This is a genomic window from Microbacterium sp. (assembly GCF_031988965.1).
Classification (GTDB): domain Bacteria; phylum Actinomycetota; class Actinomycetes; order Actinomycetales; family Microbacteriaceae; genus Microbacterium.
Genome location: NZ_DALZXX010000045.1, coordinates 6886 through 20002 on the forward strand (window position 1 = coordinate 6886; position 13117 = coordinate 20002).

The 13117-nt window shown below is 68.6% G+C and carries 14 protein-coding genes, 1 tRNA gene and 1 pseudogene; 10 read left to right on the forward strand and 6 right to left on the reverse strand.

The annotated features are described in order from the left end of the window. The 7 genes from RTM68_RS09750 to RTM68_RS09780 form a co-directional block, all read left to right on the forward strand. Window positions 1-956: polyprenyl synthetase family protein (locus tag RTM68_RS09750; RefSeq protein WP_312170422.1), on the forward strand; the 956-nt coding region annotated here is incomplete at its 5' end. Then, the gene (locus RTM68_RS09755; protein WP_312170424.1) at window positions 953-1858 is read left to right on the forward strand and encodes a squalene/phytoene synthase family protein; all 906 of its coding nucleotides are present in this window, start codon (window positions 953-955) and stop codon (window positions 1856-1858) included. The genes RTM68_RS09750 and RTM68_RS09755, both read left to right, overlap by 4 nt. Beyond that, complete coding sequence (crtI, locus tag RTM68_RS09760; RefSeq protein ID WP_312170426.1) at window positions 1855-3453, forward strand: phytoene desaturase family protein; 1599 nt, start codon at window positions 1855-1857, stop codon at window positions 3451-3453. The genes RTM68_RS09755 and crtI overlap by 4 nt, the downstream gene beginning before the upstream one ends. Continuing rightward, the gene (locus tag RTM68_RS09765) at window positions 3453-3797 is read left to right on the forward strand and encodes a lycopene cyclase domain-containing protein (protein WP_312170428.1); all 345 of its coding nucleotides are present in this window, start codon (window positions 3453-3455) and stop codon (window positions 3795-3797) included. The genes crtI and RTM68_RS09765 overlap by 1 nt, the downstream gene beginning before the upstream one ends. Continuing rightward, a complete protein-coding gene (locus RTM68_RS09770; protein WP_312170430.1) occupies window positions 3794-4135 on the forward strand; it encodes a lycopene cyclase domain-containing protein in 342 nt (113 codons plus the stop codon). Before RTM68_RS09765 ends, RTM68_RS09770 begins: the two co-directional genes overlap by 4 nt. Next, window positions 4132-5016: a prenyltransferase gene (locus RTM68_RS09775; RefSeq protein WP_312170432.1), complete on the forward strand. Its 885-nt coding sequence runs from the start codon at window positions 4132-4134 to the stop codon at window positions 5014-5016. The genes RTM68_RS09770 and RTM68_RS09775 overlap by 4 nt, the downstream gene beginning before the upstream one ends. Window positions 5017-5073: 57 nt before the next feature. Continuing rightward, a complete protein-coding gene (locus tag RTM68_RS09780; protein ID WP_312170433.1) occupies window positions 5074-7269 on the forward strand; it encodes an MMPL family transporter in 2196 nt (731 codons plus the stop codon). Window positions 7270-7292: 23 nt separating this feature from the next. On the opposite strand, the gene RTM68_RS09785 is transcribed toward RTM68_RS09780, so the two are convergent. From RTM68_RS09785 to RTM68_RS09800, 4 genes are all read right to left on the reverse strand, one after another. After that, window positions 7293-7366 (reverse strand) — tRNA-Arg (locus tag RTM68_RS09785). A gap of 35 nt (window positions 7367-7401) precedes the next feature. Further along, window positions 7402-7899, reverse strand: coding sequence for an HNH endonuclease (locus RTM68_RS09790; protein WP_194763687.1), 498 nt, complete (start codon window positions 7897-7899; stop codon window positions 7402-7404). Between the two features lie 358 nt (window positions 7900-8257). Next, complete coding sequence (locus RTM68_RS09795) at window positions 8258-9091, reverse strand: M23 family metallopeptidase (protein WP_194763688.1); 834 nt, start codon at window positions 9089-9091, stop codon at window positions 8258-8260. Between the two features lie 253 nt (window positions 9092-9344). Further along, window positions 9345-10046, reverse strand: coding sequence for a metal-dependent transcriptional regulator (locus RTM68_RS09800; RefSeq protein WP_312170436.1), 702 nt, complete (start codon window positions 10044-10046; stop codon window positions 9345-9347). 98 nt (window positions 10047-10144) lie between these two features. On the opposite strand from RTM68_RS09800, the gene serC reads away from it, so the two are divergent. Continuing rightward, window positions 10145-11257 (forward strand): phosphoserine transaminase, encoded by a 1113-nt coding sequence (gene serC, locus RTM68_RS09805; protein ID WP_312170438.1) that lies wholly within the window; start codon window positions 10145-10147, stop codon window positions 11255-11257. 89 nt (window positions 11258-11346) lie between these two features. On the opposite strand, the gene RTM68_RS09810 is transcribed toward serC, so the two are convergent. Both RTM68_RS09810 and RTM68_RS09815 read right to left on the reverse strand, forming a co-directional pair. Then, window positions 11347-12024, reverse strand: coding sequence for a DUF3027 domain-containing protein (locus tag RTM68_RS09810; protein ID WP_312170440.1), 678 nt, complete (start codon window positions 12022-12024; stop codon window positions 11347-11349). After that, window positions 12008-12388, reverse strand: a complete 381-nt coding sequence (locus RTM68_RS09815) for a cold-shock protein (protein WP_194763692.1) — start codon at window positions 12386-12388, stop codon at window positions 12008-12010. The genes RTM68_RS09810 and RTM68_RS09815 overlap by 17 nt, the downstream gene beginning before the upstream one ends. 135 nt (window positions 12389-12523) lie before the next feature. Here RTM68_RS09815 and RTM68_RS09820 point away from each other — a divergent pair, with 135 nt between their 5' ends. After that, entirely contained in the window at window positions 12524-12796 is a 273-nt protein-coding gene (locus RTM68_RS09820; protein ID WP_312170442.1) for a multidrug ABC transporter ATPase, read from the forward strand. 10 nt (window positions 12797-12806) lie between these two features. Continuing rightward, window positions 12807-13117 (forward strand): annotated as a pseudogene (locus RTM68_RS09825) (hypothetical protein); the annotation flags it as partial.

The following is a 13117-nucleotide window of genomic DNA, read 5'->3' on the forward strand; positions in this document are numbered from 1 at the left end:
CCGCCGCCGATCACGCGCTCGGCGGCAAGCTCGTGCGCCCCCGACTGCTGCTCGACATCCACCGCGCACTGTCCCCCGAATCGGGCGTCGACCAGACGACGGCGGCGATCGACGTCGCGACGCACATCGAGCTGCTGCACTATGCCTTCCTGCTGCACGACGACGTGATCGACGGCGACCTGACTCGTCGCAAGCGCCCGAATCTGATCGGCGCTCTCGCGTCGGGAAACCCGGGTGCGACCGAAGAGGCCTCTCTGCACTGGGCCCGCTCCAGCGCGATCCTCATGGGAGACCTTCTGCTGACGGCCTCCGTGATGGGGTTCGCCCGCGTCGATCTTCCGCACGAGACGCGCACTCGGCTTCTCGACCTCGTGGAGCAGACGATCCTCGAGACCGTGGCCGGGGAGCACACCGACGTCGCCCTGAGTCACGGGATCGTGGCACCCGACCTGCACACGGTGCTCAACATGAGCGTGTACAAGACGGCCACCTACTCCTTCTCACTCCCGTTGCGCGCCGGTGCGATGCTGGCCGGCTCGTCGTGCGCCGCCGAAGACACGCTGCATCTGGTGGGCCGCCACCTCGGACTGGCCTATCAGCTGCAGGACGACCTGCTGTGCGTGTTCGGAGACCACAGGATGCATGGCAAGGATGCCTTCTCAGACCTGCGCGAGGGAAAAGAGACCGCGATCATCGCCTATGCCCGGTCGACCTCGGCATGGCCGCGCATCGAGCGCACCTTCGGCTCGGCCGACCTCACGATGCACGAGGCGACCGAGATCCGCGACGCGCTCCGCGACTGCGGTGCGGAGAGCTTCGTCACCGCCCTCATCGCCGACCAGCGCGAGGCCGTCAGCACGCTGCTGGCCGACGCCGAGAGCAGCGGCGAGATCAGCGCGGACGCCGCCCGCACCATCAGCGCGGTCACCGACCGCCTCGACGGACGGCAGTCGTGAGCGCCGCTGCCGCGCAGGCCGGAGGCGACAGCCTCGGCCGCTTCAGCCGCGCCGCCGACACGGCGTCGACCGACGTCATCCGCACGTACTCGACATCGTTCGGTCTGGCGACGCGACTGCTCGGCGAGCGTCACCGTCAGCACGTCCGCAACATCTACGCGATGGTGCGGATCGCCGACGAGATCGTCGACGGCGTCGCGGCGCAGGCGGGTCTCGACGTCTCGGCGCAGACGGAGGCGCTCGCGTCCTACGTCGCCGAGACGCATCGCTCCATGCGCACGGGGTACAGCACCGACCTCGTGTTGCACGCGTTCGCCCGCACAGCCCGCGAATGCGGCATCGGCGAAGACCTCACGCAGCCGTTCTTCGATTCGATGAGCGCCGACATCACGAGCGCCACCGACTTCACCGCGTTCGATGCCCAGGCGCACGAGCGGTACGTGTACGGCTCGGCGGAGGTGGTGGGACTCATGTGCCTGCGTGTGTTCCTGCGCGGAGCGATCCGCACCGATGACGAGCACGCCACGCTCGTGCACGGCGCCCGACAGTTGGGCGCCGCCTTCCAGAACGTGAACTTCCTGCGTGATCTCGCAGACGACACCGACCGCCTGCAGCGCGGCTACCTGGCCGAATCGGGTCGGATCAGCGACGCGGATCGCGACGAGTGGGTGCGCAGGATCGACGCGCAGCTCGACGACGCGCGGGTCTCGATCCCCCTGCTCCCGAAAGATGCGCGCGCCGCGGTGCGCAGCGCACTCGCCCTCTTCGAGGCGCTGAACCGCCGGGTGGCGCGGACTCCCGCGAGCGAGCTGTACCGACGACGGGTGCGGGTTCCCGATCCGCTCAAGGCTCTGCTCGCCGCGCGCGCCGTCGCCATCACCGCCGTGGAGCGCGACCGATGAGCCGCGTCGCCGTGATCGGGGCAGGTGTCGCCGGCCTCGCCGTGGCCGGTCTGCTCGCCCGAGACGGACACGATGTGACCGTGTATGAGAAGAACGCCCGCGTCGGCGGACGAGCCGGAACCATCGAACGCGACGGGTTCCGCTTCGACTCCGGTCCGTCGTGGTACCTGATGCCCGAGGTCTTCGACCACTTCTTCACGATGATGGGCACGACGACCGCGGAACAGCTCGACCTCACGCTCCTCGACCCGGGATATCGGGTCTTCCGGGAGCCTCGAGCGGATGGGACTCCGCCCGCGGCCGTCACGGTACCCAGCGGTCGGGCAGCAGTGACCGAGCTGTTCGAATCGCGCGAGCCGGGATCGACCCGAGCTCTCGACGCCTACCTCGATTCCGCGCACGAGGCGCGCACGATGGCCGAGAAGTACTTCCTGTACAACCCGTTCACGCGCCTTCGCACGCTGACGAGTCCCGAGGTGCTGCGCGCACTCCCCCGCCTCCTCTCACTGCTGGGCACACGCCTGCAGTCCTTCGCCGCCCAACGCTTCCGCGATCCGGTGCTGCGACAGATCCTCGGCTACCCCGCCGTTTTCCTCGGCACCGATCCGCGCAGCGCTCCGGCGATGTACCACCTGATGAGCGCGCTCGACCTCGACGAGGGCGTCAGCTACCCCCAGGGCGGCTTCTGGCGCGTCGTCGAGCGGATCGCGGATCTCGCTCGCACAGCGGGAGTCACGATCGTCACCGAGGCTGACGTGACGGCGATCCGCACGCGCGACTCCCGCGGTGGCCGTGTCGCATCCGGCATCGAATGGCGGGATGCCGACGGCATCCTGCACCGTGAGGATGCCGACATCGTCGTCTCCGGCGCCGACCTGCATCACACCGAGACCCGTCTGCTGCCGCCCGAGCTGCGCACCTACCCGGAGAGCTGGTGGGAGCGCCGCACGAGCGGCCCCGGGGCCGTGCTGGTCATGCTCGGCGTGCGCGGTGCGCTCCCCGAGCTGCCGCACCACTCCCTGTTCTTCTCCGACGACTGGGATGCCAACTTCGACGCCATCTTCGGCGACCGCCCGGAGATCCCCTCCCCGGCATCCACCTACGTGTGCCGCCCGAGCGCGACCGATGAGACCGTCGCTCCGCCCGATCACGAGAACCTCTTCGTGCTCGTTCCGATCCCTGCCGACACCGATCTGGGCGGCGGCGGTTCGGACGGCACCGGCTCTCCGGCCATCGAGGCGGCTGCGGACGCCGCGATCGACCTCATCTCGCGGTGGGCGGGCATAGACGACCTTCGCGAGCGGATCGTGGTGCGCGAGACCAAGGGCCCCGCCGACTTCCGCGACGACTACAACTCGTGGCGTGGAGGGATGCTCGGTCCCGCGCACATCCTGTCGCAGAGCGCGATGTTCCGGGCGCAGAACGCGTCGCGCCGCGTCGAGGGGCTCTACTACGCGGGCGGCACGACCGCGCCGGGGGTCGGGGTGCCGATGTGCCTCATCAGCGCCGAGATCGTGCTGAAGCGCATCCGCGGCGACCACTCGAGCGGGCCGGTCGCCGAGTCCACGATCACCACCCCCACTCAGGTCTCATGATGGGGGTCGTATACCTGGCGATCCTCCTCGCCACTCTCGGCTGCATGCTCCTGCTCGACTGGCGCTTCCGCCTGTTCTTCTGGCGGGATGCCCTCTCGGCATCCGTCGTGACCGTCATCGGCCTGGCGTTCTTCCTGCTCTGGGACATCGCGGGAATCGCCGGCGGAATCTTCTTCCGGGGAGAGGCTCTCGTCGCGACAGGCATCCTGCTCGCTCCGGAACTGCCGATCGAAGAGCCGATCTTCCTGCTGTTCCTGGTCGTCTGCACCATGGTCGTGTACACCGGAGCCACGCGCATCCTCGCACGGCTGCGACTGCGCCGAGGAACCGAGAAGGCGGCATGACCTACGTCGAGCTCTCGGCCTGGTTCCTCGGAGCCGCTGTCGTCATCGCGGTCATCGCCTCGCTTGTCGCCGGACGACGCCGCGCGAGCCTGGCCGGCATCGGCATCACCGTCGCCGTGCTGGTCGTCCTCACCGCGGTGTTCGACACGCTGATGATCGCGACCGGGCTCTTCCACTACTCGCCCGGACACCTGCTCGGCATCCACATCGGCCTGGCGCCGCTCGAGGACTTCGCCTATCCGATCGCGGGCGCGATCATGCTGCCCGCGGTATGGGCGGCGTTGCGGGCCCGTCGACGGTCCCGGATCGGCAGCACCGGCGAGGAGGATCGCGCATGAACGCATCGAAGACGACGGCGCGGAGCGACCTCGCGCAGATCGTGCTCTCCTCACGCCCCATCAGCTGGATCAACACCGCGTTCCCCTTCGCCGCGGCCTATCTGCTCGCCACGCGCGAGATCGATCTCACCCTGATCCTCGGGGCCCTGTACTTCCTCGTCCCCTACAACCTCGCGATGTACGGCATCAACGACGTGTTCGACTACGCCTCCGACCTCGCCAACCCCCGCAAGGGCGGTATCGAGGGAGCGCTGCTCTCACCGCGCATCCACCGAGCGACCCTGTGGTCGGCGGTCGTGACGAACGTCCCGTTCCTCGTCTACCTCGTCGTCGTCGGCAATCCCGCGTCCTGGCTCTGGCTCGCGATCAGCGTGTTCGCGGTGATCGCCTACTCGGCTCCGGGACTCCGTTTCAAGGAGCGGCCGTTCCTCGACTCGACCACGTCGAGCCTGCACTTCGTGACGCCCGCGATCGTGGGGCTGACTCTCGCCGGTGGAACGGTCACACCCACCGCGGTGATCGTGCTGGTCGCCTTCTTCCTCTGGGGGATGGCCGCACACGCCTTCGGCGCGGTGCAGGACATCGGCCCCGACCGCGAAGGCGGCATCGGCTCGATCGCCACGGCGATCGGTGCTCGCGCGACGGTGCGCCTCGCGATCGTGCTGTGGGCCGCGGCAGGCATCGCGATGCTGTTCACATCGTGGCCGGCCCCCCTCGGCGCCGTCCTCGCGCTGCCATACCTCGTGAATGCCGCGCCGTTCTGGAACGTCACCGACGAGACGTCGGCGGACACGAACCGGGCGTGGCGCCGCTTCATCGCGCTCAACTACTTCGCGGGCTTCCTCGCCACGATGATCCTGATCCTCGCCTGGGTCTCCTGACTCCTCCGGCCCGAGCGCCCGCTTCCCCCTCCTGATCCCCCTCCCGAGAGGAACCCGATGTCCCGCCCTGACCGCTCGTCGACCCCGTCGACCCCGCCGACCCGTGAGCGCACCCGTCGACACTCGTGGGTGCGTGTGTTCCTTCCGGTCGCCCTGATCCTCGTGTGGCTGGTCGGCGCAGGTCTCGGCGGACCGCTGTTCGGCAAGATCGACGAGGTCTCCTCGAACGACCAGACCAGCTATCTGCCCGAATCGGCCGACGCGACGCAGGTGCAGAAGCTCCTCGGCGAGTTCCGCGACAGCGACACGATCCCCGCCATCGCGGTGTTCGTCGCCGACGGCGAGCTGTCGGAGAGCGACATCCAGACCATCACGGATGCCGTGGCCGATGCGCCCTCGGTCGAGGGCGTGAGCGACGACGTCTCGCCCGCGCTCACCTCCGACGACGGTCAGGCCGTGCAGGCCTTCATCCCGATCGACGGCGACGCCGAGCTCGCCGACGCCGTCGCCGCGCTGGGCGACGAACTGCGCGATGCGGCGCCCGACGGGGTCACCGTGTACATCACCGGCCCCGCCGGATTCAGTGCCGACCTCGTGGCCGGATTCGCGGGCATCGACGGGCTCCTGCTCGGTGTGGCCCTTCTCGCCGTGCTGATCATCCTCGTGCTCGTGTACCGATCGTTCCTGCTGCCCCTCGTGGTGCTGTCGACGAGCCTCTTCGCGCTCTGCGTCGCACTGCTCGTCGTGTGGTGGCTCGCGAAGTTCGAGGTGCTCCTGCTCAGCGGGCAGACCCAGGGCATCCTCTTCATCCTGGTGATCGGAGCCGCCACCGACTACGCCCTGCTCTTCGTCGCGCGGTTCCGAGAGGAGCTCCGCGTCGCGCGCGACAAGGGAACCGCCGTGCTCGCCGCCTGGAAGGGCTCGTTCGAACCGATCGTGGCCTCGGGCGGCACGGTCATCGCCGGTCTGCTGTGCCTGCTGCTCAGCGACCTGAAGTCGAACAGCACGCTCGGACCGGTCGCTGCGATCGGCATCGTCTTCGCCATGCTCGCCGCGCTGACGCTGCTCCCCGCTCTGCTTCTGCTCTTCGGACGCGCCGTGTTCTGGCCGCGCCGCCCGAAGTTCGAGCCCGAGGTCGTGGCCGAGGAGCACGGCATGCGCACGACCGGGCTCTGGGCGCGTCTCGCCGGCCTCATCACCAGGCGTCCGCGGGTGATCTGGATCGTCACCACGCTCGTGCTGATCGCCGGAGCGTCGGGAGTGCTGCAGCTCAACGCCTCGGGCGTGCCGCAGTCCGACCTCGTGCTCGGCGCGTCCGAGGCCCGCGACGGCCAGGTCGCGCTCGGTGAGCACTTCCCCGGCGGATCCGGAAGCCCGGTGTACGTCGTCGTGCAGGAGGACCGGTTGCAGGATGCCGCCGATGTGCTTCTCGCAGACGACGGCATCGACGGCGTCGCCGTGACAGCATCCGATTCGCCCAGCGGCTCGGCCCCGGTGACCGCAGACGGCATCTCGGCATTCGGCCCTCCCGGCACTCCGGCCCCCGAGCCCACCGTCGTCGACGGTGAGGTCCTGCTGCAGGGAACACTCACCGATGCCGCGGACTCCGACGCCGCAGCGCAGACCGTCCGTGACCTCCGCGCGGAGCTCGACGACATCGATGCCGTCGTCGGCGGGGTCACCGCGACGGCGATCGACACGAACGATGCGTCGATCCACGACCGCAACCTCATCATCCCGGTGATCCTGGTGGTGATCATGCTGATCCTGATGCTGCTGCTGCGCTCGATCCTCGCGCCCGTGCTGCTGATCGCGACGACCGTCCTGTCGTTCGGCACCGCGATGGGCGTCTCGGCACTCGTCTTCAACGGGGTGTTCGACTTCCCCGGGGCCGATCCCGCCGTGCCGCTGTACGGCTTCGTCTTCCTCGTGGCGCTCGGCATCGACTACAACATCTTCCTGATGACCAGAGTGCGCGAGGAGTCTCTCGAGCACGGCACCCGCGAGGGCGTGCTGCGCGGGCTCTCCATCACCGGCGGAGTGATCACCTCGGCAGGACTCGTGCTCGCGGCGACGTTCGCCGCACTGTCGGTGATCCCGATCCTGTTCCTCGTCCAGCTGGCCTTCATCGTCGCGTTCGGCGTGCTGCTCGACACGTTCGTCGTGCGCTCGCTGCTCGTGCCGGCGCTCGCGTACGACCTGGGTCGCGTGATCTGGTGGCCGTCGAAGCTGTGGCGTCGCGGTCGCGACTGACGATGCGGCCGCGTCTGATGGAGTGCCCTCGACTGGATTCGAACCAGCGACCTGCCCTTTAGGAGAGGGCTGCTCTATCCTGCTGAGCTACGGGGGCGTGGGTTCCATTCTAGAGGCACCCTCGTCCCCGTCTCACGCTGCCAGAGCGAGGTACGGCTCCCACCGGGGGTCGCTGCGTTCGCTCCCCCGCACCGTCCAGGCGGTGCCATGCGGTGGACGAGGCGTGAAGCGCAGCGCCCATCGCATCTCCTGAGGGGTGCGGTCGCTCTTCACGTTGTTGCAGCGCAGGCAGCAGGCCACGAGGTTCTCCCACGAGTCCGCTCCCCCGCGCGAACGAGGCAGCACATGGTCGATGGTCGAGGCGGCCTTGCCGCAGTACCCGCAGCGATGATCGTCGCGCCGCAGAACACCGCGCCGGGTGACGGGAACACGTCTGCTCACGGGGATGCGCACGTAGCGCGACAGGATGATGACCGCCGGTCTGTCATACACGCCGTGGCTCCCCCAGACGGGATCGTCCTCGACACGTTCGATGACCGTGGCCTTGTCGTTCATGACCAGGACCAGGGCTCTCTTGAACGACACGATCGCCAGAGGCTCGTATCCCGCGTTCAGTACCAGTGTGCGCATCGTCATCCTCTCGATCCGCCGGGACGGCTTCCCGGCACTCTCGACTCACACGCGCCGCGCAGGACGTGAGCGCTCGCAGGGACGAAAAAAGGCGCTGTCTACAGACAGCGCCTTCTACGCACGGCAGAACCGTGGAGTCCCTGCGGACGATGCTGAAGGACGTGACGACCGAGGGCATCCATGGTTCGGATGCTCGGTATTCGTTCCATCAGCTTCTCCCGCCTGTTACGACAACGCGTTCAGGCTAACCCATGAGCGGGGCGCGAGGGCCAAACTGCGGATGAACAGCCGAAGGCGTGTCCGAGAGATCGCCCGCGAGGGAGTGTCCGCGAGAGGTGTGCACGCGGAGAGGGAGACCTCAGCCCGCGTTGGCACCGAGCCAGGCGATCGGCTCCATGAGTCCGCCGTTCACCCAGACCTCGAAGTGCAGGTGGTTCGCGGTCGACCGCCCCGTGCTGCCGACGAAGCCGATCAGCTGCCCGGCGGCGACCGTCTCGCCGGCCTGCACCTGACGCGAACCGTAGATCATGTGGCCATAGGTGGTCTGCACGCGCTGACCGCCCACGACGCTGTCGAGCATGACGCAGACGCCGTATCCGCCAATGCTCTCTGCTGAGGCACGGACCACGCCGGCGGCCGCCGCGTAGATCGGGGTGCCGGCGGGAGCGAGCATGTCGGCGCCCTGGTGAGCGCCGCCCACGGTGCGGCTGACGTTGTACGAGCCCTGAGGCAGCGGGTAGCGGACCTCGCCCGATCCGGGCGAGACGAGCGCGTAGTTCCCGGTGTTGAAGTTGCCGCCGCCCGACGACGCCAGAGACGCAGCCGCCGCGGATGCGGCTGCAGCAGCTCGAGCCGCCGCGGCTTCTTCCGCCTTCTTCTTGGCGATCTCGTCGGGAGTGGTCGCGGTGAACGTGCCTCGATCGAGAGTGGCGGCCGTGGCTGCGGACGCGACCACGAGCGACTGCGAGTCGTCGGCTGCCAGCTGCTGAAGCGTCGTGGCTGCCGCCTCGCTCGGCTTGGAGGACGCGTACGCCGGCAGAGCGACCGCGGCGACCAGAGCACCGACTGCCCCGAAGATGGCGATCGATCGCAGAGGCTTCACGGCCTTGCGTGCGCTGGCCGCGGCACGGGTGGTGCGGGCGACTGCTCGATCTTCAGATGTCTTCGCGGGTGATTCGATGTCTTTGACCAAAACGTAATCCTCCTGCGCCTGCACGCTCGGGTAGCGCTGACTCGTCGGCACTCTGCTCTCGTGGCACGAATGTAGCTCGGGTACTTTGTGCGTTCTTACCGAGAAGACGACGAGCCTGGAAGGCGATCCTCTCGGGTATCGTCAGTGGGCTTTCGCGACGACCTGTCCGAGGTTACCGGAAGATAACGAAACTGTCACCCTGTGAAACTGGCAATCCCCGCAGAGGCGGAATCACGCGGGATTTCTGCCGGGATCAGGCCGGTTCGCCTACGAGGAAGATGTGCGAGGCGAGCTCGACGGGCAGCTCGAGCCCGTCGTCCTTGCCTTCCATCTGGATGAGGACGTAGCCCTCATTGAAGCGATAGTCGCCCTTCGCGCCCGGCACGACGCCGGCATCGCGAAGCTGCTCGAGCAGCTCGGGGTCGACCTGGGCGGGCTCCGCGAGACGACGGACCGTGCCTTCGACCGGGGCGCCCGCGGCGTTGAGCTTCTGCACGAGACCGATCACGCCTTCGTCGAAGGTGCGCGCTGGGGTGTCGCCCAGCTGGTCGAGGCCGGGGATCGGGTTGCCGTAGGGAGACTCGGTGGGGTGCCCGAGGAGCTCGACGAGACGACGCTCGACCTGCTCGCTCATCACGTGCTCCCACCGGCACGCCTCTTCATGCACGTAGGCCCAGTCGAGACCGATCACGTCGGAGAGCAGGCGCTCGGCGAGACGGTGCTTGCGCATCACGTCGACGGCCTTGCGACGGCCGGCGTCGGTCAGCTCGAGCGTGCGGTCTTCCGAGACGACGACGAGCCCATCGCGCTCCATCCGGCCGACGGTCTGCGAGACCGTGGGGCCCGAGTGACCGAGGCGCTCGGAGATGCGTGCGCGCAGCGGGACGATGTTCTCCTCCTCGAGTTCGAGGATGGTGCGGAGATACATCTCCGTGGTGTCGATCAAGTCCGTCATGCGGCCCTCCGAGTCTCGTTAGGCAAGCCTACATTCCCCCGCGGACATCAGGCGTCATGCGGTGTGGAGGGGACATCGGCACGGCTTAGACTCGACCCATGGCGATCGAGATTCCCCGTGACCTCCTGCCCGTTGACGGCCGCTTCGGATGCGGTCCCTCGAAGGTGCGCCCCGAGCAGCTCGATGCGCTGCTCGCCGCAGGGCCCACCCTGCTCGGCACCTCGCACCGCCAGGCGCCGGTGAAGAACCTCGTCGGCAGCGTGCGCGAGCAGCTCGCCGCACTGTTCCGCCTCCCCGAGGGCTACGAGATCATCGTCGGCAACGGCGGATCGACGGCGTTCTGGGATGCTGCGGCCTTCGGCCTGATCGAGCGCCGCAGTCAGAACCTCGTCTTCGGCGAGTTCGGGGGCAAGTTCGCCGCCGCGGCCGCCGCCCCGTGGCTCGAGGCTCCCGACGTGCGCAAGTCCGAGCCCGGCTCGCGCACCGCGGCGGAGGTCGTCGAGGGTGTCGACGTCTACGCCTGGCCGCACAACGAGACCTCCACCGGAGTCGCCGCGCCCGTCGAGCGCGTGGCCGCCGAGGGTGCACTGACGGTGATCGACGCGACCAGCGCAGCGGGTGGCATCGACTTCGACGCCACCCAGGCCGACGTCTACTACTTCGCACCGCAGAAGAACCTCGGATCCGACGGAGGACTGTGGTTCGCCGCCGTCTCCCCCGCCGCGGTCGACCGCATCGAGCGCATCGCGGCATCCGACCGGTACATCCCCGAGTTCCTGAGCCTGAAGAACGCCGTCGACAACTCGCGGCTCAACCAGACACTGAACACTCCGGCCCTGACGACCCTGCACCTGCTCGACAGTCAGCTGCGCTGGATCAACGACAACGGCGGTCTCGCGTGGGCCGGTGCCCGCACGGCCGAGTCGTCGGGTGTGCTCTACGACTGGGCTGCAGCCTCGGCGGTCGCCACGCCGTTCGTCGCGGATGCCGCGCACCGTTCCCCCGTCGTCGTCACGATCGACTTCGACGACACCGTCGATGCGGCGGCGATCGCCAAGACCCTCCGCGCCAACGGCATCGTCGACACCGAGCCCTACCGCAAGCTGGGCCGCAACCAGCTGCGCGTCGCGACGTTCGTCTCGATAGAGCCGGACGACGTGCGCCAGCTGACCCGCGCCCTCGACTACGTGCTCGAGAACCAGGGCGACTGACCTTCGGGCAGGATGCAGAAAGGGGGCCGCGTGATCATCACGCGGCCCCCTTTCTCATGCTCGTCGCACCGGCGTGCCCGAGCGGAAGGTCATTCCTCGTCGTCGGAGTCGTCGTCCTCGTCGGAGTCGTCGTCGGAGTCGTCCTCGTCGGAGTCGTCGTCCTCATCGGAGTCGTCGTCCTCGTCCGAAACGTCGTCCGCGGTGGCGGAATCGTCGAGTTCGTCGATGTCGACGCCGTCGAGATCACCGGCATGCAGCACGCGCGGCTCCGCCGTCAGATCGTCGTCGTCGAGGTCGTCGTCATCATCGTCCGCGTCGTCATCATCATCGTCATCGAGGTCGTCCTCGTCCTCGTCGATGTCGTCGAGCTCGTCGTCCTCGAGTCCGTCCGCGTCATCCGCGTCGGGGTCGGCTTCAGCCGCGGCAGCGGCCTGCTCGGCCAGCTCCACCTGGTGCGCACGGTACTCGGCGAGACGCTCGGCCCATGGCACCCACTCGGGCGCCAGCAGCGCTCCGTCGCCGGGGAGGAGTTCGATCTCGAGGACCGTGGGATCCTCCTCGTCGACGCGCGCAACGGTCACGGTCCAGTACCAGCCGGGGTATCCGGGCAGGCGGTTCTCGAACCGCAGCGACACCGAACCGTCGTCCTCGGGGAGGTAGCCGGCCGCGGGACCGACGGTCGACGCCGGAGTGATCTCGTGCAGCGCCGCGAGCGCGAGATCATGAGCGTCGACGAGACGCTGATCGACGTCAGGCTTCGAGGTCATCAGCGACCTTGCGCAGGACGGCCGCGATCTTGCGGCCGTGCGAGGACGAGGGGTAGCGGCCGCGGCGCAGGTCGCCGCCGATGCCGTCGAGCAGCTTCACGAGGTCCTCGACGATGATCGCCATGTCGTCGGCCGGCTTGCGCTTGGCCTTCGCCAGACTCGGCGGGGCTTCGAGCACGCGCACCGAGAGCGCCTGCAGCCCGCGCTTTCCGTCGGCGACGCCGAACTCCACCCGAGCTCCGGCCTTCACAGCCGTCCCGGCGGGCATCGCCGACGCGTGCAGGAAGACATCCTGACCGTCATCGGTGGCGATGAAGCCGAAACCCTTGTCTTCGTCGTAGAACCTGACCTTGCCGGTGGGCATGGGAGAAACCTCGCTGAGTCGGTGTGGAGCTGGAGGGCGCGCAGATGCGCCTGCCCTCAGCCTACCGGTCGGCGCGTGCCGAAGCCGAGGCCGCCCGCGGAACCGTCATGCCCCGCAGCGACTAGGCTGAGACGGATGAGCATGCAGAGTCCTAAACCGGATGTCCCCGTGCGCCGAGTCGACCGCATTCTGGCGTTCACGGCACTGGGCCTCGCCGCGGCCTCGATCCTCTGCTTCTTCGCGATCATCATCGGCACGGCCGTCGGCATGCAGCAGCAGGACTTCGGCTCGGGAGTCTGGCCGATCGTGGCCGCGGTCCCCTACTGGGGACTCCCCGCGGCGTTCGTGATGATCATCGTGCTGCTCTCGATGAGCTTCGTGCGCAAGGGTCGCGCCTCGCGATCCTGAGGCCATCGGCATGACGACGCACGCTCGCCCCCTCGCCGAACGGCTGGCCGCGGCGAGCGATGCCGAGCTCGCCACGCTGTTCACGGCGCGCACCGTGCGCGCCGACGCCGGGTGGCAGGACTTCTTCGATGCCGCCGAGGCCCTGCTCGACGCGGGATCCCTCGCCCGGGTGCTTCCGACACTGACCCGCAGCGAGGCAATCGCTCTGCATGCGGCCTCGCTCTCGGCATCCGCAGTCCCCGAATCCGCCGAGCGTGCGGCGCTCCTGTCCCTCGCCCTGGTGCGCCCGGACGGCGTGCCGTGGCCGGCGGTGGCGACGGC

Bases quoted from the DNA above. Each gene is read 5' to 3' on its own strand.
- RTM68_RS09810 (WP_312170440.1), bottom strand. From the start codon at position 12,024: ATGACCTCGAAGCCTGACGTCGATCAGCGTCTCGTCGACGCTCATGAT.
- RTM68_RS09775 (WP_312170432.1), top strand. From the start codon at position 4,132: ATGAACGCATCGAAGACGACGGCGCGGAGCGACCTCGCGCAGATCGTG.
- RTM68_RS09815 (WP_194763692.1), bottom strand. From the start codon at position 12,388: ATGCCCACCGGCAAGGTCAGGTTCTACGACGAAGACAAGGGTTTCGGC.
- RTM68_RS09765 (WP_312170428.1), top strand. From the start codon at position 3,453: ATGGGGGTCGTATACCTGGCGATCCTCCTCGCCACTCTCGGCTGCATG.
- crtI (WP_312170426.1), top strand. From the start codon at position 1,855: ATGAGCCGCGTCGCCGTGATCGGGGCAGGTGTCGCCGGCCTCGCCGTG.
- RTM68_RS09780 (WP_312170433.1), top strand. From the start codon at position 5,074: ATGTCCCGCCCTGACCGCTCGTCGACCCCGTCGACCCCGCCGACCCGT.
- RTM68_RS09820 (WP_312170442.1), top strand. From the start codon at position 12,524: ATGAGCATGCAGAGTCCTAAACCGGATGTCCCCGTGCGCCGAGTCGAC.
- RTM68_RS09800 (WP_312170436.1), bottom strand. From the start codon at position 10,046: ATGACGGACTTGATCGACACCACGGAGATGTATCTCCGCACCATCCTC.
- RTM68_RS09770 (WP_312170430.1), top strand. From the start codon at position 3,794: ATGACCTACGTCGAGCTCTCGGCCTGGTTCCTCGGAGCCGCTGTCGTC.
- serC (WP_312170438.1), top strand. From the start codon at position 10,145: ATGGCGATCGAGATTCCCCGTGACCTCCTGCCCGTTGACGGCCGCTTC.
- RTM68_RS09790 (WP_194763687.1), bottom strand. From the start codon at position 7,899: ATGCGCACACTGGTACTGAACGCGGGATACGAGCCTCTGGCGATCGTG.